Source organism: Spongiibacter sp. C9W (genome assembly GCF_057370015.1).
Window position 1 is genome coordinate 2,475,847 of sequence record NZ_CM170672.1, and the last position, 19,913, is coordinate 2,495,759.

Annotated in this window: 15 protein-coding genes; 8 read left to right on the forward strand and 7 right to left on the reverse strand. The window is 55.1% G+C overall.

Translation table 11 applies throughout. The annotated features are described in order from the left end of the window. The first annotated feature begins 38 nt into the window (after positions 1-38). The 7 genes from AC2Q8J_RS11790 (at position 39) to galE (ending at position 11,287) form a co-directional block, all read left to right on the forward strand. Positions 39-1,937 (forward strand): polysaccharide biosynthesis protein, encoded by a 1,899-nt coding sequence (locus tag AC2Q8J_RS11790; RefSeq protein WP_486451366.1) that lies wholly within the window; start codon positions 39-41, stop codon positions 1,935-1,937. 95 nt (positions 1,938-2,032) lie between these two features. Next, complete coding sequence (gene glmS / locus AC2Q8J_RS11795; protein WP_486451367.1) at positions 2,033-3,862, forward strand: glutamine--fructose-6-phosphate transaminase (isomerizing); 1,830 nt, start codon at positions 2,033-2,035, stop codon at positions 3,860-3,862. Between the two features lie 34 nt (positions 3,863-3,896). Beyond that, positions 3,897-5,258, forward strand: a complete 1,362-nt coding sequence (gene glmU / locus AC2Q8J_RS11800; protein ID WP_486451368.1) for a bifunctional UDP-N-acetylglucosamine diphosphorylase/glucosamine-1-phosphate N-acetyltransferase GlmU — start codon at positions 3,897-3,899, stop codon at positions 5,256-5,258. A 21-nt stretch (positions 5,259-5,279) separates the two neighbouring features. Beyond that, positions 5,280-6,626 carry a phosphoglucosamine mutase gene (glmM, locus tag AC2Q8J_RS11805; protein WP_486451369.1) on the forward strand — a complete coding sequence of 449 codons (1,347 nt, stop codon included), beginning with the start codon at positions 5,280-5,282 and terminating at the stop codon, positions 6,624-6,626. Between the two features lie 70 nt (positions 6,627-6,696). Beyond that, positions 6,697-8,043, forward strand: a complete 1,347-nt coding sequence (locus tag AC2Q8J_RS11810; RefSeq protein WP_486451370.1) for a UDP-glucose dehydrogenase family protein — start codon at positions 6,697-6,699, stop codon at positions 8,041-8,043. A gap of 182 nt (positions 8,044-8,225) precedes the next feature. After that, complete coding sequence (locus tag AC2Q8J_RS11815) at positions 8,226-9,638, forward strand: mannose-1-phosphate guanylyltransferase/mannose-6-phosphate isomerase (protein ID WP_486451371.1); 1,413 nt, start codon at positions 8,226-8,228, stop codon at positions 9,636-9,638. A 635-nt stretch (positions 9,639-10,273) separates the two neighbouring features. Beyond that, positions 10,274-11,287 carry a UDP-glucose 4-epimerase GalE gene (gene galE / locus AC2Q8J_RS11820; RefSeq protein ID WP_486451372.1) on the forward strand — a complete coding sequence of 338 codons (1,014 nt, stop codon included), beginning with the start codon at positions 10,274-10,276 and terminating at the stop codon, positions 11,285-11,287. A gap of 407 nt (positions 11,288-11,694) precedes the next feature. Here the strand turns inward: galE and ftsX are convergent, their stop codons facing one another. From ftsX to ftsY, 3 genes are read right to left on the reverse strand one after another with little or no spacing between them, the layout of a single operon-like run. Further along, positions 11,695-12,747, reverse strand: coding sequence for a permease-like cell division protein FtsX (gene ftsX / locus AC2Q8J_RS11825; RefSeq protein WP_486451373.1), 1,053 nt, complete (start codon positions 12,745-12,747; stop codon positions 11,695-11,697). Beyond that, positions 12,740-13,411, reverse strand: a complete 672-nt coding sequence (gene ftsE, locus AC2Q8J_RS11830; RefSeq protein ID WP_486451374.1) for a cell division ATP-binding protein FtsE — start codon at positions 13,409-13,411, stop codon at positions 12,740-12,742. The genes ftsX and ftsE overlap by 8 nt, the downstream gene beginning before the upstream one ends. Beyond that, the gene (gene ftsY, locus AC2Q8J_RS11835; RefSeq protein WP_286695576.1) at positions 13,408-14,526 is read right to left on the reverse strand and encodes a signal recognition particle-docking protein FtsY; all 1,119 of its coding nucleotides are present in this window, start codon (positions 14,524-14,526) and stop codon (positions 13,408-13,410) included. The genes ftsE and ftsY overlap by 4 nt, the downstream gene beginning before the upstream one ends. A 112-nt stretch (positions 14,527-14,638) precedes the next feature. On the opposite strand from ftsY, the gene rsmD reads away from it, so the two are divergent. Next, a complete protein-coding gene (gene rsmD, locus AC2Q8J_RS11840; RefSeq protein ID WP_486451375.1) occupies positions 14,639-15,238 on the forward strand; it encodes a 16S rRNA (guanine(966)-N(2))-methyltransferase RsmD in 600 nt (199 codons plus the stop codon). 248 nt (positions 15,239-15,486) lie between these two features. On the opposite strand, the gene hslU is transcribed toward rsmD, so the two are convergent. From hslU to argS, 4 genes are all read right to left on the reverse strand, one after another. Continuing rightward, complete coding sequence (hslU, locus tag AC2Q8J_RS11845) at positions 15,487-16,806, reverse strand: ATP-dependent protease ATPase subunit HslU (RefSeq protein WP_486451376.1); 1,320 nt, start codon at positions 16,804-16,806, stop codon at positions 15,487-15,489. A 45-nt stretch (positions 16,807-16,851) separates the two neighbouring features. Further along, a complete protein-coding gene (gene hslV / locus AC2Q8J_RS11850; protein ID WP_027875167.1) occupies positions 16,852-17,391 on the reverse strand; it encodes an ATP-dependent protease subunit HslV in 540 nt (179 codons plus the stop codon). A 110-nt stretch (positions 17,392-17,501) separates the two neighbouring features. Then, positions 17,502-18,110 (reverse strand): SPOR domain-containing protein, encoded by a 609-nt coding sequence (locus AC2Q8J_RS11855; protein ID WP_424143280.1) that lies wholly within the window; start codon positions 18,108-18,110, stop codon positions 17,502-17,504. Positions 18,111-18,112: 2 nt separating this feature from the next. Then, a complete protein-coding gene (gene argS, locus AC2Q8J_RS11860; protein ID WP_486451377.1) occupies positions 18,113-19,870 on the reverse strand; it encodes an arginine--tRNA ligase in 1,758 nt (585 codons plus the stop codon). Between the last annotated feature and the right edge of the window lie 43 nt (positions 19,871-19,913).

The window sequence follows — 19,913 nt, forward strand, 5'->3', positions numbered from 1 at the left end:
TGTCAGTAAGCAGGGATTAGTTAGTGATGGGAAGCGTAGTGGAATATATTCTGAGTTTGCCTCGTTGGGGGAAGCGTCTGGTTGCTGTTGCACTTGACAGCGTATTTACACTAATTGCTCTGTGGATTTCCTTTTCGTTGCAGGGCTCAAGCTTACAGCAGGCGGGGGTGGAGCGGTCAGCTGCCTTAGCCATAGTGACCGTTACCGTTACGTTGCTCACTTTCGTCCGGTTAGGGCTTTATCGTGCAATTATCCGTTTTGTGGGCGAACGGGCTGTTCTTGCTATTGTGCTTGGGGTTGGGGCTTCGATGTTCACGCTGTGTGGTGCTGCGTTGGCATTGGGTGTGGAGCTTCATGCGGCAGTGCCTGTCACGTATTCTGCGCTGGCGCTATTCTTCGTTGGTGGTTCTCGTCTTGCGCTGCGGTTTGTTGCGAATGGGCGCCCGCAGGTTCGCTCAAGGCCGCTGGTTGCAATAATTGGTGCTGGCGAGACAGGGTTGCAGTTATTTGACGCGCTGAGACGCGGAGTTGAGTATCGTCCGGCATTTTTTATTAGTTTTGCAAAAGATAAGGCAGACACTACCTTAGACGGTCTGCCTGTTTACCCTATCTCTAAAATCGAGCATGCGATTGCTAAATACCCGGTTAGCCGTTTGTTGCTCGCTTTGGACGAGGACAGCCACGTTGATCGAGTGCGGCTACTAAAGTCCTTAGAGCCGCTGGCGGTGCCTGTACAAACCGTACCGCGTATGTCTGAATTGATTAGTGGGTCCTCTCGTATTAACGATATTCGTGAGCTGGATGTTGAGGACTTGCTGGGCCGCGACCCTGTTCGCGCTAGCGATGATATGTTGTCTGCCGGTTTACGAGGGAAGTCGGTATTAGTGAGTGGTGCGGGCGGCTCAATTGGCTCTGAGCTATGTCGGCAAATACTCCGGCAAAAGCCTAAAAGCCTCGTTTTGTTCGAGATGTCAGAGTTTGCTTTGTACGCCATCGAGAAGGAATTGTCCTCGATCAATATGGTGGAGGGGCTAGGGGTTAATATCCAGCCAATACTTGGCTCGGTTACGCATCGCAAGCGCTGTGAAAGTGTCATGCGTTCGTTCAATGTTGAGGCGGTCTATCATGCCGCGGCGTATAAGCATGTGCCTCTCGTTGAGTACAACGTTATTGAGGGCGTGCAGAATAATGTTTTCGGCACTTGGCATATAGCAGAAGCGGCTATTGCTTCAGGTGTAGAGCGTTTTGTTTTGGTGTCGACTGACAAGGCCGTTCGGCCCACAAATGTTATGGGTGCGAGCAAGCGCTTGGCTGAGTTGGTGCTTCAGGGTTTGGCTCTGCGTCAGTCTTCAACCGTGTTTTCTATGGTCCGGTTCGGAAACGTTTTGGGTTCATCCGGCTCGGTTGTGCCGCTTTTTAGAGATCAAGTTCGTGATGGCGGCCCGATTACCGTTACCCATCCTGATATTATTCGCTATTTTATGACCATACCCGAAGCGAGCCAGCTGGTTTTACAGGCTGGGGCCATGGGGCGCGAGGGTGAAGTGTTTGTGCTGGATATGGGCGAACCGGTAAAAATTGCTGATTTGGCGCGCAAGATTATTAACCTTATGGGCTTTTCTGAACGCACGGAAGAGAATCCCGGCGGTGATATAGAAATTGTCTACAGTGGTTTGCGGCCAGGAGAAAAGCTCTATGAAGAGCTTTTGATCGGCAATGACCCGCAAGGCACGGCACACCCAAGAATTATGAAGGCGAAGGAAGTTGCGCTGTCTTGGGGCGAGGTGAGTGAATTGCTGGATGCGCTAGCGCACGCCAGCAAGACGTTTGATTGTGACGCGATTATTCAGCTCTTACTTAGCGCACCAACAGGTTACAGCGCTAAAGGCGGCACTTCGGACTTAGTTTGGCAGCGTCGGCAAGCTGCAGAGGTGTAGTGCAAACAAGAGCTTCACACTCAAGATTTTCATACCGTTTACACATGTAGGGAGTAACATTCTCTCCCTATTCCCTAAATAACAAGGATTTTATAATGTGCGGGATTGTTGGCGCGGTTGCGCAACGACAAGTTTCTGATTTATTGCTGGAAGGTTTGCGCCGCTTGGAGTATCGCGGCTATGACTCGGCGGGTATGGCGGTGCTATCCCCGGAGGGTAGAAATGACCAGCGAAAGCGCGTAGGTAAGGTTGAAGCATTGGCTGGCGCGCTCAAAAGTGCTCCGCTTCCGGGCTGTGTGGGTATTGCTCATACCCGATGGGCAACGCACGGTGAACCATCGGAGGTGAATGCTCACCCGCATCAATCTGGTCAGCTGTCGTTGGTTCATAACGGCATTATCGAAAATCATGAGACATTACGTGCTCGACTCAAGGAGTTAGGCTATGAGTTTGAGTCCGGCACTGATACTGAAACGATTGTTCACCTAATCCATCATTATTATCAGCAGCAGTGTAATTTATTGAGTGCTGTAAAATTGGCGGTCTCTGAGCTCGAGGGTGCCTATGGATTAGCCGTGATTCATGCGGAGCAACCTGACAAACTCGTTTGCGCGCGTAAGGGAAGTCCACTGGTTATCGGGGTGGGCATAGGAGAGCATTTTATTGCCTCTGACCAATTAGCGTTGCGCCAGGTGACTGACCGGTTTGTCTATTTGGAAGAAGGTGATATTGCTGAAATTACGGTTGGGCACTACCGTATATGGGATGCGCAGTTAAATCCCGTCCGACGCGCGCTCACACAAATAGATGCAGCGGCTGAAAGTGCTGAAAAGGGTGAGTATCGCCACTACATGCTCAAGGAAATATATGAGCAGCCGGATGTGATTCGCCGTTCGCTCAGCTCACGTTTGGGTGTTAAGCAGGTTTTAGCAGAGGCAATTGGGGCAAATGCCTCAGAGCTATTGTCACGCGTAGGGTCGGTCCAAATTGTTGCGTGTGGCACCAGCTATCACGCTGGCATGGTAGCTAAGTACTGGATTGAGGGCGTTGCGGGCGTTCCCTGCCGAGTAGAGGTCGCAAGCGAATTCCGGTATAGAAAGTTTAAAGTTCAAGACAACACGCTCTTCGTTACTATCAGCCAGTCCGGTGAAACGGCTGACACGCTGGCGGCACTTCGTCTAGCGAAAACGTTGGGCTACTCTGCGAGCCTAGCGATTTGCAATGTGGCATTAAGCTCATTGGTTCGTGAGTCTGATATGTGCTTAATGACTGATGCTGGCCCAGAAATTGGCGTCGCATCTACTAAAGCTTTCACTACACAGCTTGTTGCATTACTGGTGTTAACAGTAGCGTTAGGGCGTTATAACGATCTAGATGAGGCGGCTGAGGCGTGTATTGTGGATGCGCTTAGGCAATTGCCGGAACAACTCGAAGAGGTATTAGGTTTAGATAGCCTGATACAACAAATGTCGGAAGCTTTTGCCGATAAGCACCACGCGTTATTCCTGGGGCGCGGCGCACAGTGGCCAGTAGCTATGGAAGGAGCCTTGAAGCTCAAGGAGATTTCCTACATTCATGCTGAAAGCTATCCCGCTGGTGAGCTTAAGCATGGGCCGCTTGCGCTTGTTGACGACGATATGCCGGTGGTGGCGGTGGCGCCCAATGATGAGCTGCTTGAAAAGTTGAAGTCAAACCTTCAGGAGGTTCAGGCACGCGGCGGCAAATTGTTTGTTTTTGCCGATAGAGCGGCTGGCTTCAAAGCTGCCGAGGATTTGCAAATTATCGAGCTACCGCATGTGAACGATATCATTGCGCCGATTCTATACACGTTGCCTTTACAATTATTGAGCTATCACGTTGCTGTGCTAAAGGGCACGGATGTAGACCAGCCTCGTAATCTCGCTAAGTCGGTCACGGTCGAGTAGTTAAAAAGCGGTATGGCTATCAGGATGAGAGAAAATGTTTGATGTGATCGTGTTGGCTGCGGGTAAAGGCAGCCGTATGAAGTCGACCCTTCCAAAAGTGTTACACCCCATAGCAGGCAAACCCATGCTTAAGTGGGCTACGGATGCTGCGGCAGCAAGCGGTGCACAGAATACCCACGTTGTTATTGGTTTTGGGCGCGAGCAGGTTGTTGCAGGCATGGCTGGTGAGCCGGTTACGTTTGCTATTCAGCGTGAGCAGCTGGGAACAGGTCATGCCGTGGCGCAGGCCATGGAGAACGTTTCTGATGTAGATGTGGTAGTGATTACATACGGCGATGTGCCGTTGCTTCGTTCGACAACCATTTCTCGGCTTGCGGCGTTGGCGGCTCAGCAGCAGTTGGTGCTGCTTACCGAGTTTTTAGAGGTTCCTGACGGTTATGGCCGCATTGTACGAGCGCCCTCTGGGGGAGTGCAGGCGATAGTGGAGCAGAAAGACGCGACTGAAGAGCAGAGACGTATTAATGAAGTGAATAGTGGTGTGATGGCGGTGCCTGCTGCGTTGCTTCGCGAATGGTTGCCCAAGTTATCGAGTAGCAATGCACAGGGCGAGTACTATTTGACTGATATAGTGGCCATGGCTGCTGAGTCGGGTGTTCCTATTGAAGCAGTGCACCCTTCTGATTCGAAAGAAACTACAGGTGTGAATAGCCGCGAACAGTTGACGGCATTAGAGCGAGAATACCAGCGCCAAATAGCGGCCGACTTAATGGCTGGTGGTGTAACCATTCTGGACCCTGCTCGTATTGATGTGCGAGGGAAATTGCAGGCCGCCCAAGACGTAAGTATCGATGTGAACTGTATTTTTGAAGGTGATGTTGTTCTTGAGGCCGGCGTGAATATTCAGGCGAATTGTATTATTCGCAATGCGCGCGTTGGCGCGAATACTTGCATAGAGGCGAACTCAATTATTGAGGGCAGCACGGTTGCCGCCAACTGTGTTGTTGGCCCTTTTGCGCGTTTACGTCCGGGTTCTGAATTGGGTGAAAACGCGAAAGTTGGTAATTTTGTTGAAGTAAAGAAAAGCATCGTAGGAGCCGGCTCAAAGATAAACCATTTGAGTTACGTAGGTGATGCCAGTATTGGGAAAAGTACCAATATTGGTGCAGGCGTGATTACCTGTAATTACGATGGGGTGAATAAGCACCGCACAACTATCGGCGATGAGGCTTTTGTCGGCTCGAATTGTGCTTTGGTTGCTCCGGTTGAAATTGGCTCGGGCGTGACGGTGGGTGCGGGCTCGGTTGTCACTAATGATGTACCGGAAGGGAATTTGGCAGTTGCCCGCGGTCGACAGAAAAATATCGCTGGCTGGGAACGGCCAAAAAAAGTTAATTAAAATTTTATCAGGAAGATAGCCATGGCAATTTTTGGAACAGATGGTGTGCGCGGCCGTGTAGGCGAATATCCAATTACCCCCGATTTCGCATTGCAATTGGGCTGGGCTGCTGGCCGTGTGCTGGCAAAGTCCGGTGCGAAGAAGGTTGTTATGGGTAAGGATACTCGTAACTCAGGTTATTTGTTGGAGTCTGCGATAGAAGCTGGGCTTTCTGCTGCAGGTATAGATATTTTATTGACGGGGCCATTGCCAACGCCGGCGATCGCTTATCTTACTAAAACTCTGCGTGCATCAGCGGGTGTTGTGATTAGTGCTTCTCATAACCCCTATTATGATAATGGGATTAAGTTCTTCAATCAGGATGGCGAAAAGCTGACTGACAAAGTACAGCGTGATATTGAAGCTGAGCTGGCTAGAGTGGTTAGTTGTGTGCCATCCGCTGAGCTAGGCAAAGCATATCGTCTTGATGATGCAACGGGGCGTTATATCGAATTTTGTAAATCTACCTTCACCAATAGCGCTACCTTAGCCGGCTTGAAAGTTGTTGTAGATGCTGCGAATGGCGCTGCTTACAAGGCGCTGCCTGCCGTTATGAGCGAACTCGGTGCAACGGTTATTTCAATGGGTGTAGAGCCGAACGGCATTAATATTAACGACGGTTGCGGGGCAACTGATGTTGATGCGCTGGCCAAGCGCGTGCTCAGCGAAGGGGCAGACGTAGGTGTTGCATTAGATGGAGACGGTGATCGGATTATATTCGTTGACCACACCGGTGCAATTCGTGATGGGGATAACCTGCTTTATGTAATTGCCAAGTACCGAGCAAGTAACGGTAATCTAAATGGCGGTGTTGTTGGTACTTACATGAGCAACATCGGCTTGGAAAAAGCGTTTGCCGATGTGGATATTCCTTTCGCACGAGCGAAGGTTGGCGACCGCTATGTGATGGAGATGCTGCGTTCGCGATCTTGGTTGTTGGGTGGTGAGTCATCTGGGCACATTATATGCCGAGATAAAATTTCAACCGGCGATGGAATTGTAGCCGCCTTGCAGGTTTTGGAGGCGATGGTGTTGCAGCAGCGTTCGTTGATGGAGCTCTGTGAGGGATTTGTTGCCTATCCCCAAACGTTGCTGAACGTGGGAATCACTACGGCGGGTGCGGATAGTTTGGATAGGGCTCCTGTATTAGAAGCGGTTTCCAGGGCTGAAGGGGCTCTCAATACACATTCCGATGCTCCGCTAGGTCGGGTTTTGCTCCGAAAATCAGGTACGGAGCCGCTGGTGCGAGTGATGGTGGAAGCGAAAGAAGAACAATTATCTTCCCACTGGGCGAAAGAAATCGCTTATGCCATTCAAGCTATTTCTTAACCTCGTAGGTGCGCATGGCGCGCCGCCATCGAGCGTTACATTTTGAAGTATAAATATTTGGATTGATGTTATGAAAGTCACCGTTTTCGGCATTGGTTATGTGGGGTTAGTTCAGGCTGCTGTATTGGCGGGCGTTGGACATGATGTAATTTGCGTAGACGTAAATGCCGAGCGGGTGGAGAATCTTAAAAAAGGCATTATCCCAATTTATGAGCCAGGGTTAACGCCGTTGGTGCAGGCCAATGTTGAGGCGGGGCGTTTGCAGTTCACGACGGATGCTGAGCTGGGTGTTAAACATGGTCGTATTCAGTTTATTGCGGTGGGTACGCCGCCTGATGAAGACGGTTCGGCTGACCTGCAATATGTATTGGCTGTTGCGAAGACTATTGCTACCCACATGGATGAGTACCGTATTATCGTAGACAAGTCTACAGTACCTGTTGGTACGGCAGACAAGGTAAGCGAGTGCGTTTCCTCTGTGCTGGCGGAGCGTGGCGTCGCTATTCCTTTTGATGTGGTGTCTAACCCCGAGTTTTTGAAAGAGGGCGCGGCAGTAGCCGATTGCCAAAAGCCGGATCGTATTATCGTTGGCACTGATAGTGCCGCAGTGGAAGAGAAAATGCGTGAGTTGTATGCGCCGTTTAATCGCAATCATGAGCGCTTGATTGTGATGGATGTGCGTTCCGCGGAGCTGACTAAGTACGCGGCTAACTGCATGTTGGCAACCAAAATTAGTTTTATGAACGAGATTGCTAACCTTGCCGAGCGCCTGGGCGCCGATGTTGAAAAGGTTCGCCAGGGTATTGGTTCGGACCCGCGTATCGGCTATTCCTTCATTTATCCCGGCTGCGGCTATGGGGGGTCGTGCTTCCCTAAGGATGTTCAGGCGTTGGTGCGCACCGCTGAAAAGGTGGGTTACACGCCGGAGTTGCTGCGTTCTGTTGAGGCGGTGAATAAGCGGCAGAAATGTAAATTGTTTGAGAACTTGTCTCAGCACTTTAATGGCGATTTACAAGGTAAGAAAATTGCCCTCTGGGGGCTTTCTTTCAAGCCGAATACAGACGATATGCGCGACGCGCCGAGCCGTGTGTTAATGGAAGCGGTATGGGCAGCGGGCGGGAGTGTTCAGGCCTACGACCCGGAAGCGATGAATGAAACCCAGCGTATTTACGGGCACCGAGCAGATTTGACCTTGATGGGTACCAAGGAGGCGGCTCTAAATGGCGCAGATGCCTTGGTGGTGTGTACGGAGTGGAACGTGTTTAAGGCGCCGGACTTTGAGCTAGTGAAGTCGTCGCTGAACCACCCCGTTATTGTGGATGGCCGCAACCAATATGAGCCAGAGCTTGTTGAGGGCTATGGCTTGGCGTATTACGGCATTGGTCGTGGGCGCAGTGTTAGGGTCGTTGAGGGGTAGGTAAACTTTATTCGGACCCTATCGCGGTTAACAGTGTGCCCCGCGACCGCAGGGAGTGGGTAAACCGCTCCTACACAGGATATGTATCGCGGTCAGGCCCGCTCTTACCACTCGAAGCATGCGTTGTTAGCTAGCGCTAAACTTTAGAAATTACATTCTTATACAGGACGAGAGGAAGCTCGATGTACGCAGTAATTATGGCTGGTGGTAGCGGTAGCCGCTTATGGCCGGCCAGTCGCGGACGCTTCCCTAAACAGTTTCTGACTATTGCTGGCGAGCAAACCATGTTGCAGGAAACGCTGGCTCGGTTAGACGGTGTAGAGGTTTCCGGTAGCACGGTTATCTGTAATGAGGAGCACCGTTTTATTGTTGCTCAGCAGGCCCAGGATGCGGGGCGTGCATTGTCGTCGATTATATTAGAGCCAGTAGGGCGTAACACTGCCCCGGCCATCGCCTTGGCGGCGTTTGATCTGCTTGCGCGCAACGAGGGGCAGTCGCCATTAATGTTGGTGATGGCGGCAGACCATTTGATTCAAGATGTGCCCGCGTTTCATCAGGCGGTCGCTGAGGCGGCAAAGCAGGCTGAGGGTGGTGCTTTAGTTACGTTTGGTATTGTGCCTGAAAGTGCGCATACCGGTTACGGCTATATTCGCCGTGGCGATGAGCAGGGTAGTGCGTATTCGGTAGCGCAGTTTGTAGAAAAACCGGATGCAGAGACTGCGCAATCCTACCTGGATGATGGCGCATACTACTGGAATAGCGGCATGTTTATGTTTGCCGCGGATACCTATTTAGCAGAGCTAAAGGCCCATCGGCCCGATATTTATGCCGCCTGTGAGGCCGCATTTGCCGAGCGTAGCCAAGATGCTGATTTTCTGCGTGTCGGTAAGGATGCCTTTACTGCCTGCCCGGATGATTCGGTTGACTACGCGGTAATGGAAAAAACGACCAAGGCGGTTGTTGTACCGCTGTCGGCGGGTTGGAGCGATGTGGGTGCGTGGTCGTCGCTGTGGGAAGTGAGCGAGGGTGACGGCGACGATAACGTCGTGCATGGCGATGTGCTGACCCACAATACTAACGGTAGCTATATTCGTGCGGAGAGTCGCCTGGTGGCCACTGTCGGCTTGAAAGATGTGGTTGTGGTGGAAAGCAATGACGCAGTCCTGGTGGCAGATAAACACCAAGTACAGGATGTGAAAAAAATTGTTGAGCAATTAAAGGCGGAGGGGCGAAACGAGATTTTGCATCACCGCCATGTTCACCGGCCCTGGGGCGTTTACGATTCCATTGATAATGGCGAGCGCTACCAAGTTAAGCGTATTACCGTGAATCCTGGCGCGAAGTTATCGGTGCAAATGCACCACCACCGCGCTGAGCATTGGATTGTGGTGTCGGGCACTGCAAAAGTAACCAATGGCGATAAAGAAATCATGTTGACGGAAAATCAGTCGACCTATATTCCTGTTGGTGTTGTTCATGCATTGGAAAATCCCGGCGTGATCCCGCTGGAGCTGATTGAAGTGCAGTCGGGCTCTTATCTGGGGGAAGATGATATTGTGCGTTTTGAAGACCGCTATGGTCGTGCGCCAAAATAGTAGCACTTAAAGCCCTTCAAGAAGCCCGAGCTGCGTGCGTAGTTTGGGCTTTTTTGTGTTTGGTGCGGAGATGATTTTGTAGGAGCGAATTACCCAAAGTAGGAGCCCGCCTGAGGGCGACCCGAGCGAACGGTAGGGGTTGAGGATTCGTCGCGGTCAGGCCCGCTCTTACAGGGGTGGTGCGAGGTGCTTTCGTAGGAGCCCGCCTGAGGGCGACCCGAGCGAACGGTAGGGGTTGAGGATTGGTCGCAGTCAGGCCCGCTCTTACAGGGGGGGGCGAGGTGTTTTTGTAGGAGCCCGCTTGAGGGCGACTCGAGCGAACGGTAGGGGTTGAGGATTGGTCGCAGTCAGGCCCGCTCTTACAGGGGGGGCGAGGTGTTTTTGTAGGAGCCCGCCTGAGGGCGACCCAAGCGAGCGGTAGGGTTGAGGATTGGTCGCGGTCAGGCCCGCTCCTACAGGGGTGGTGCGAGGTGTTTTTGTAGGAGCCCGCCTGAGGGCGACCCGAGCGAGCGGTAGGGTTGAGGATTGGTCGCGGTCAGGCCCGCTCCTACGAGAGGTGGGGCACGCTGTTCTACAGGTCGAGGGGCGTGCGATGTTTGGCCGATGGTTATTATAGAAATACGGAGTTGTATGGTATGGCGACGATTTTGGTAACAGGCAGTGCGGGCTATATCGGCAGCCATACTGTTGTTGAGTTGTTGGAGCAAGGCCACAGCGTGGTTGTGCTGGATAACTTGGTAAACAGCAATGCAGAGGTGTTGAATCGCATCGAGAAGATTACCGGTAAATCACCGGTCTTTGTTCAGGGCGACGTGCGTGACGCGGGCGCGCTGTCGGCGTTGTTTACAGAGCATGCGATTGACGCGGTGATTCATTTCGCGGGGTTAAAAGCGGTGGGCGAGAGTGTTGATCAGCCGCTGAAGTACTACGACAACAACGTGAATGGCACCTTGGTATTGTGTCAGGCCATGGCAAATGCCGGGGTGTTCAAGTTAGTGTTCAGTTCATCCGCTACGGTGTATGGTCCCGACGCGCCGGTGCCGTACGTGGAAACCATGCCGCTGGGGCAGCCCTCCAGCCCATACGGTGCGTCGAAAGCGATGGTGGAGCGTGTGTTAGCTGACCTGTGCATAGCTGATGCGCGTTGGTCAGTGGCAGCGCTGCGTTACTTCAACCCCATTGGTGCCCATAAGTCGGGGTTAATTGGTGAGGACCCTCTGGGCATTCCCAATAATTTGATGCCATTTATCGCCCGTGTCGCCGTAGGTAAATTGCCCGAGTTAGCAATTTTTGGTGATGATTACGACACCCCGGATGGGACCTGTATTCGCGACTATTTACATGTAGTGGATTTGGCCGACGGTCACTGCCGCGCGCTGCAGGCATTGGAAGAAACGGGTTTGCATGCGATCAACCTGGGTACGGGCAACGGGGTATCGGTGCTGGAGATGGTGAATGCATTTACTGCGGTGACTGGTCAGATCGTGCCTTACAAATTTGCGCCGCGCCGCAGTGGTGACCTGCCCGCTTTCTGGGCAAATGCCGATAAAGCCAAAAGCCTATTGGGGTGGTCAGCTGAGAGTAGCCTGGAGAAGATGATGGAAGATACCTGGCGCTGGCAGAGCAATAACCCAGACGGATATCGGTAGGTAGAGTGGGTTAGGGGATGGTCGCGGTCAGGCCCGCTCCTACAAGAGGCAGCTCGCGTTGCAATACAGATGGCACGAGGTGTTTCTGTAGGACATTGTGGCCCCTTGTAGGAGCCCGCCTGAGGGCGACCTGAGCGAACGGTAGAGGTTGTGGACCGGTCGCGGTCAGGCCTGCTCCTACAGATCGCGGGGCACGCTGTTAGTCGCGAATGGTGCGAGGCGCTTAGCTATGGCCCACAGCGCTGATGGCGATGGAATCTGTTGGAGCCCTGATCGCGGTTAAAACCGCTCCTACGAGCGAAGCACGTTTTGTTTTTTTGTAGGAGCGACTTAAGTCGCGAAGGTTCGGAGTGCAAAGCTATAACGTAGTGCTGATAGCAACGAGCTCTGTTGAAAGCTGTAATCGCTTACTTGGGTTCGATGGCGCGGAGTTCTCGGCCAACGACGAGGAGTGCGCCGAGTAGACCAAGGCCGGCAGCGCTGGCCCACATTATTAGGCTATCGAGCACACCGAGGCCGAGCAGGCTGAAGCTGCTGTTGTAGAGCCCGGCGAGTTCTTTGACCGGGCCGCTTAGCCAGAGCAGGCTGGAGGCGAGTAGCAACCAGGCGAGCAGTCCGCCGAACAGGCCGTACCAGAAGCCCATGTACAGGAAGGGGCGGCGGACGAAGGCGTTGGTGCCGCCGACTAGTTTCACAACCAGAATTTCGTCGCGGCGGTTTTCGATGGCCAGTTTGATGGTGTTGCCCACGATAAGCAGCACGCCTGCCGCGAGCATGGCGGCGAGGGCCAGGGTGAGGCGGCGGCTGATATCGGTAATGCGGTTCAGGCGTTGCAGCCATTCCATATCCAGCTTGACCAGGTCGGCCTGGGGCAGTGCGTTTAGCTGGTCGCGCAGGGCTTCTATTTTTTCAGGGCTGCTGTTTTCTGCGGTGGGGCTCAGTACCAGAACGCCAGGCAGGGGGTTGCTGTCCAGCTGGTCGAGCACGTCGCCAAAGCCGCTGCGGCGACGGAATTCCTCCAATGCCTCACTTGGTGAGATGTATTCGGCGCTGGCAATGTCTTTGCGGTCGGCGAGTTGCTGACGCAGTTTTTGCGCGTCTTGATCGCTGACGCTGAATTTTAAAAACACCGACAATCGCGCGGCGCCATCCCAGCCTTGGCTGACAGCTTCAACGTTGTTCAGGCCGACATATAAACCGGCGGGCAGCACCATGGCGATGGCGATCACCAGTGTGGTCATTAATGTGGCGAGGGGGCGCTTTAACAGGCGCCGCAGGCTTTCGACGGCCACCTGGCGGTGGTGGCTGCGGTAACTTTGCCACTGGTCACTGAAGCGGGTGCGGTGGGTTTTGGCACCGCTCAATTCGCGCCGTGAAGGCTTGGCCGGGGTTTGCAGTTGGCCGAGGCGGCGCTTGGGCAGTTTACTGGCGCCGCTGCCCTTTTGTTTGGATTTACTCATGGTTGCCCCCGGCGCTAACCAGTTGGCCTTGGCGCAGGCTTAGCAATTTATAGGGCATGCGCGCAATGAGCGAGAGGTCGTGGGTGGCGATGAGCACGGTCACGCCCACCTGATTGAATTGTTCAAACAGGTGCATGATTTCTGCGGACAGTTGCGGGTCCAGGTTGCCGGTGGGTTCGTCGGCCAGCAGCAGTTTGGGTTTGTTCACCACGGCGCGGGCGATGCCTACGCGCTGCTGTTCGCCACCAGAAAGGGTGATGGGATTCTGCCGTTCTTTATCGAGCAGGCCAACCTTGTCGAGGGCTGCGCGCACCCGTCGGCCGATATCGCGATGGCCGTAGCCGGCAATGACCAGTGGTAGGGCGACGTTGTCAAAAACGCTGCGATCAAACAGCAGCTGGTGGTTTTGAAACACCACGCCTACCTTGCGGCGCAATTCCGGGATGTGGCGCGCCGGTAGCTTGGAAACATTGCGCCCGTCGATCAGCACCTGGCCGCTATTGGCGCGCTCCATCACCATAATGAGTTTGAGCAGGGTGCTTTTACCGGCGCCGCTGTGGCCGGTTAAAAAACGCATATCGCCATGGGGCATGTGGAAGCTGAGATTATTCAGCGCTTGATGCCCGCCGGGGTAGCGTTTGCAGACCTGCTCGAATTGGATCATTGCTTGCGTTGCCAGCCAAACAGGGCGCCGACAAATTCATCGGCGCGGAATGGGCGCAGGTCGAGAATGCCTTCGCCAACACCAATAAAGCGAATGGGCAGGCCGAGCTGCTTGGATATGGCGAATACAATACCGCCTTTTGCGGTGCCATCAAGCTTGGTGAGTGTTAAGCCGGTCACACCTACCGCTTCCTGGAAGTGTTTGGCTTGCGACAGGGCGTTTTGGCCGGTGCCGGCATCGAGTACCAGCATCACTTCGTGGGGGGCGTCGGGGTCGAGTTTCTTGAGTACCCGCACCACCTTTTTCAGCTCTTCCATAAGGTTGTCTTTGTTGTGCAGGCGACCCGCGGTGTCGGCGATCAGCACATCGACATCGCGCGATTTAGCCGCTTGCAGGGCATCGAAGAGTACCGAGGCACTGTCGGCGCCGGTGTGCTGGGCGATTACCGGCACATTATTGCGCTCGCCCCACACTTGCAGTTGTTCAACGGCGGCGGCGCGGAAGGTATCGCCAGCGGCGAGCATGACCGAGCGGCCACCGGCCTGGAATTGCTTGGCTAATTTGCCAATGGTGGTGGTCTTGCCCACGCCGTTTACGCCTACCATCAAAATGACATAGGGGCCGGTTTTGTCGGGAATAACCAGCTCTTGTTCGGCAGGCTCCAGTAGCACCCGCAGCTCTTCTTGCAGGGCAACATACAAGGCCTCGGGGTTATCCAGCTCCTTGCGCGACATACGGCGAGTGAGGTTGTCGATAATCTCGGTGGTGGCATCCACGCCAACGTCGGCCATCAGTAGATGGGTTTCAATTTCGTCGAGAAGCTCGTCGTCGATCTCTTTGCGACCAAGGAAGAGATTGGCCATGCCCTCGCCGAGTTGGGCGCCGGTTTTGCTCAGGCCTTCCTTGAATTTAACCAGCAGCGATGCCTGCTCTTCGGGCGACAGTTCAATGTGTTGCCAGGGCGCGATTTCTTCGTCGGCGATAAAACCTTCTGCAGCCGCCAGGTCTTCCTCAGAGCCGACAAAGGACTCTTTAAAGCGGGTGAAAAAGCTTTTCTTCTTGGGCTCTTGGGCGTTTTCCGCTTCAGTAACGGCTGACTTCTCGGTATCGGTCATGGGGCTCTGGTTGCAGGGTCTGGTTTACAGGGAAAAGAAAAGCCGTATCCTACCACTTCTCGGCCGTCACTGAGTAATGTCGTGGCGCGGTTTTACATTTCAGGATCCTCTTATGGCCCCTCGTTCCAAACGTGATCGCTCGGCACAGGTGACGCCACGCCAAGGTGCTGCGGGCGTGGTGCGCATTATTGGCGGCCAGTGGCGGAGTCGGAAGCTGCACTTTACCAGCGCTGAGGGCCTGCGCCCGAGCAGTGACCGCATTCGTGAAACGGTGTTTAACTGGCTGGCTCCCTACGTTGCCGGCGCGCGTTGCCTGGACTTGTTTGCCGGCTCGGGTGCACTGGGTTTGGAGGCCCTGTCGCGGGGGGCTGCGCACTGCCACTTTGTAGAGAAAGACCGTGTCACCGCGCAGCAAATTCGCCAACATTTACAGACGCTGGCTTGCCGCGATGCCGACGTGGCCGCTACCAGCGCTGAACAGTTTTTAACCGGCGCTGAGCGCGGTTGGCATATCGTGTTTCTCGACCCCCCTTTTAATAAAGACTTGCTGATGCCAGCAATCGATGCGCTGCAAGACCGCCTGGACGAGGGTGCCCTGGTCTATGTGGAAACCGCCAAAGGAGAGCCCGTGACGGTGCCGTCAAGCTGGCGGGTGGTAAAGCATAAAACTGCGGGTCAGGTTGAATATCGCCTGTATGAGGTGGCGGCGTAGCGGGGTTTTTCGTGTGAGTGACAGGCATCGCGCGAGGTCTGTCGCGGTCAGGCCCGCTCCTACGCACCTGCGTAGTTCTGCATGAACAAAGCGGTGGTTTTTGTAGGAGCTCGCCTGAGGGCGACCGGAACGAACGGTAGAGTGTGGAATCGGTCGCGGTCAGGCCCGCTCCTACGCACCTGCGTAGTCCTGCATGAACAACGCGGTGGTTTTTGTAGGAGCACGCCATGCGGCGTGCTCGGTTTGGCTTACAGAATAAACTGGCTTAGGTCTTCGTCTTTGGCCAGTTCGCCAAGTTGTTGATTAACGTAGTCGGCGTCGATGTTCAGCGGCTCTGCCCGGTCGCCGGCGCTAAACGAAACATCTTCCAGCAGTCGTTCCATCACGGTGTGCAGGCGACGCGCGCCGATGTTCTCAGTGCGCTCATTCACTTCCCATGCGGTTTCGGCGATGCGGCGGATGCCGTCTTGGCTGAAGCTCACATGCAGGCCCTCGGTGGCGAGCAGGGCTTGGTATTGCTCGGTCAGAGAGGCGCGGGGTTCGGTGAGGATGCGCTCAAAGTCGTCGGGAGTAAGAGCTTCGAGTTCCACGCGAATAGGCAGACGACCCTGCAATTCGGGAATGAGGTCTGAGGGCTTGCTCAGGTGGAAGGCGCCGGAGGCGACGAACAGGATGTGGTCGCTGCGGATCATGCCGTGTTTGGTGCTGACGGTGCAGCCCTCGATCAGTGGCAACAGGTCGCGCTGCACACCTTCGCGGCTCACGTCGGCGCCGCCGGACTCCTGACGCTTGGCAACTTTGTCGATTTCGTCGATAAAGACAATGCCGTTTTGCTCCGCCGCTTCGATCGCACGGGTCTTCAGTTCTTCTTCGTTAATGAGCTTGGCGGCTTCTTCGTCTTGAATTTGTTTATAGGCGGCCTTCACGGTGAGGCGGCGGGTCTTTTTGCGGTCGCCGCCCATTTTGGAAAACATGCCCTGCAGTTGGCTGGTCATTTCTTCCATGCCTGGGGGCGCCATAATTTCCACACCGACCGGTGCGCTGCTGACTTCGATGTCGATTTCTTTGTCGTCGAGTTCGCCTTCGCGCAGTTTTTTACGGAAGATTTGCCGGGTGCTGCTGTTGCGCTCTTCCTCACTTTGCTCGCCTCGCGCGGGCGGCAGCAGGGCGTCCAGGATGCGCTCTTCAGTGGCGTCCTGAGCGCGGTGGGCCACTTGCTCCATGGCCTGTTCGCGGTGCAACTTCAGAGAGACGTCGACGAGGTCGCGAATAATGGACTCAACGTCGCGGCCGACATAACCCACTTCGGTAAACTTGGTGGCCTCCACTTTAATGAAGGGCGCGTTGGCCAGTTTGGCCAGGCGGCGGGCAATTTCGGTTTTACCGACGCCGGTTGGGCCGATCATTAGAATATTCTTGGGCGTGATTTCAGCGCGGAGGTCTTCCGCCAATTGCATGCGGCGCCAGCGGTTGCGCAGCGCGATGGCAACGGCGCGCTTGGCATCGTGTTGACCGACAATGTGCTTGTCCAGCTCGTGGACGATTTCACGGGGTGTCATTTGTGACATGTTGGCTCCAGTCGCCCGCATCGGCGAGCGTGTCAGGTGTTCGGATCAGTAATCGAGGACTTCGATGCGGCGGTTGTGGTTGGTGTAAATGCAGATATCGCCGGCGATGTTCAGGCCTTTTTCTACAATGTCTTGGGCGCCGAGTTCGGTGTTGTCCATCAGTGCGCGGGCGGCGGCGGTGGCGAAGGAGCCGCCACTGCCAATGGCGATCATATTGTCTTCCGGCTCAATCACGTCGCCGTTACCACTAATCACCAGGGTGGTTTCTTTGTCGGCCACAATCAGCAGGGCTTCGAGTTGGCGCAACGAGCGCTCGCTGCGCCAGGCTTTGGCCAGCTCCACAGCCGCCTTAACGAGTTTGCCCTGGTGCTTTTCGAGCTGGGCTTCAAATAATTCGAACAGGGTGAAGGCATCGGCGGTGCCGCCAGCGAATCCCGCCAGCACTTGGTCTTTGTACAGGCGCCGCACCTTGCGGGCATTGCCCTTCATTACGGTGTTGCCCATGGTAACTTGGCCGTCGCCGCCAACAACCACTTGATTGCCTCGGCGAACAGAAAGAATAGTGGTGCCGCGAAACTGTTCCACGCGGGACTCCTTTTAGATATGTGAACAGGCGCGCCGCCCCATGTGGAGCGGCTCGAGAAAATAGTTATGGGGGCGACGCTGCAATTTTCAAGGCAGCGCGGGGGATCGTTTTACGGGGTGGTCTTCTGGCGAATGACCAGGGTGTCGATGGCTTCGCCGATGAGTTTGGCGCGGGCACTGGCGAGGGTGTTGTGGGTCTGGAAGGGGCCGACGTAAACCCGGTGCCAGAGGTCGCCATTGGCCTGCACGGACTCCACCTTGGCGTCGAGCCCCAGCAGTAAAATTTGCGCGCGACGACGGTCGGCGTCGTCATTGCTGCGAAAAGAGCCCGCCTGAAGAATGTAGCGCTCGCCAGTCTGAAAGGTTTTCTCGTTGGGGCGCGGCGGTTTTTCGTTCGCGGTGGTGACTTTGCTCTCACGTTTTGGTGCAGGGGTTTCGTCGGGAACGATCACCTCGCGCTCGGGCAGCACCGTGAAGAAGTCGAACTTGGTGGTGTTTTCCGGCTTGTTGGTCTCTGCTTTTTTACTCGCTTTTGGCTTGGCCGCCTGAGCGGTGGCCGCTGCGCCGGCAGTATCGCGCTCGCCAATGGCATTGAAAACCAGCACCGTGCTGAGAATACCGGCGATAAAGCCGGTGCCCAGCAAAATGGAGGCAGGCATGCCCTTGTTGGCCGCCTTGCTGCGGGTGGCCCCGCGTGTTGGGCGCTTCTTCGCAGCCATGCTTACATTTCCTCGGGGGCAGAAACCCCAAGTAGGCCCAAGCCGTTGCGCAGTACTTGTTGTACAGCGACTGACAGCGCCAGCCGCGCATCGCGCAGGGCGGTGTCTTCGCCGAGCATTTTGTGGGCGTTGTAGTAGCTGTGGAAGTCACCGGCCAATTCGCGCAAGTAGTGGGCGAGGCTGTGCGGCTCGAATTGTTCCGCGGCGCTGGACAGCACCTCGGGGTAGCGTGCCAGCTTCACCAACAGGGCTTTTTCCACGTCTTTGTCGAGCAGCGATAGCTGGGCAAGGCCCGCTTCCTGCGTCCACTGCTGGCCCTCTTGCTCCAGCTTGCGCAGGATGCTGGCCACGCGAGCGTGGGCGTATTGAATGTAGTAAACCGGGTTGTCTTTGCTTTCTGACTTGGCCAGCTCCAGGTCGAAGTCGGTGGCCTGATCGGCTTTGCGCATAATGTAAAAGAAGCGCGCGGCGTCATTGCCGACATCTTCACGCAATTCACGCAGGGTCACGAAAGAGCCGGAGCGGGTAGACATTTGCACCTGCTGGTCGCCGCGAAACAGCGAGACAAACTGCACCAGTCTTACCACCAATCGCTCTGGGTCGATATCCAGTGCTTGCAGCGCTGCCTTCACGCGGGCGATATAGCCGTGGTGGTCGGCGCCCCAAATGTTGATCACGCGATCAAAGCCGCGCTCAAACTTGTTCAGGTGGTAGGCGATATCGGAGGCGAAGTAGGTGGTCTGGCCGTTGTCGCGTTTTACCACGCGGTCTTTGTCGTCACCAAAGCGGGTGGACAAGAACCACAGGGCGCCGTCGCGCTCTTCGATGTAGCCGTTGTCTTGCAGGCGGGCGATGGCGCGGCTGACTTGGTCGGGGTCAGCCGTCAGGCTGCGCTCGGAAAACCACTCCTGATAGTGCACGCCGAATTCGCCGAGGTCTTCGCGAATATCGCCCAGTATGGCGTCCAGGCCTTTGTCGAAGACAACGCGGTAGTCGTCGCCCAGCAGGGTTTTGGCGCGATTGATCAGGTCGTCAATATGCTTTTCTTTATCGCCGCCTGCGGGTTCATCGGCGCAAACGCCGTCGAAAACGTCCGCCGCGCTGCGCATTAACTGGTCGCCGTGGCTGGTGTGCAGCTCGCGGCCGTAGTCGGCAATGTAATCACCTTGGTAGCCATTACTGGGGAAGGTGAGGGTTTCACCGCAGGCTTGCAGGTAGCGCAGCCATACGCTGGTGCCGAGGATGTCCATCTGGCGGCCGGCATCGTTCACGTAGTATTCGCGCTGCACGTCGTAGCCTGCGGCAGCGAGCATGTCGGCAACACTGGCGCCATAGGCGGCGCCGCGACCGTGGCCAACGTGCAGTGGCCCGGTGGGGTTGGCGGACACAAATTCTACCTGGATGCGCTGGTTTTTCGCGTCGCCGCGACCGAATTGCTCGCCCTTGGCAAAGATGTCTTTGATCACGCGGAAGTTGGCGGCTTCATTCATAAAGAAGTTGATAAAGCCGGGGCCGGCGATTTCCACTTTTACCACGTCGTCGCTGGCGGGCAGGGCGTCGACAATTTGCTGGGCAATGGCGCGGGGATTACTGCGCAGTGGTTTGGCCAGCATCATTGCCACGTTGCAGGCGAGGTCGCCATGGGCTTTGTCTTTGCAGCGCTCGAGTTGAATTGACGGCTGAAGATCTTCGGGCCATTCGGCAGTGCTGCGCAGGGTTGTTAGCGCCTGATCAATCAACGTGGCGACGATATCTTTCATGTCGAATTCGAACTCTCTTGAATATGGGGAATTTTGGGGCCGC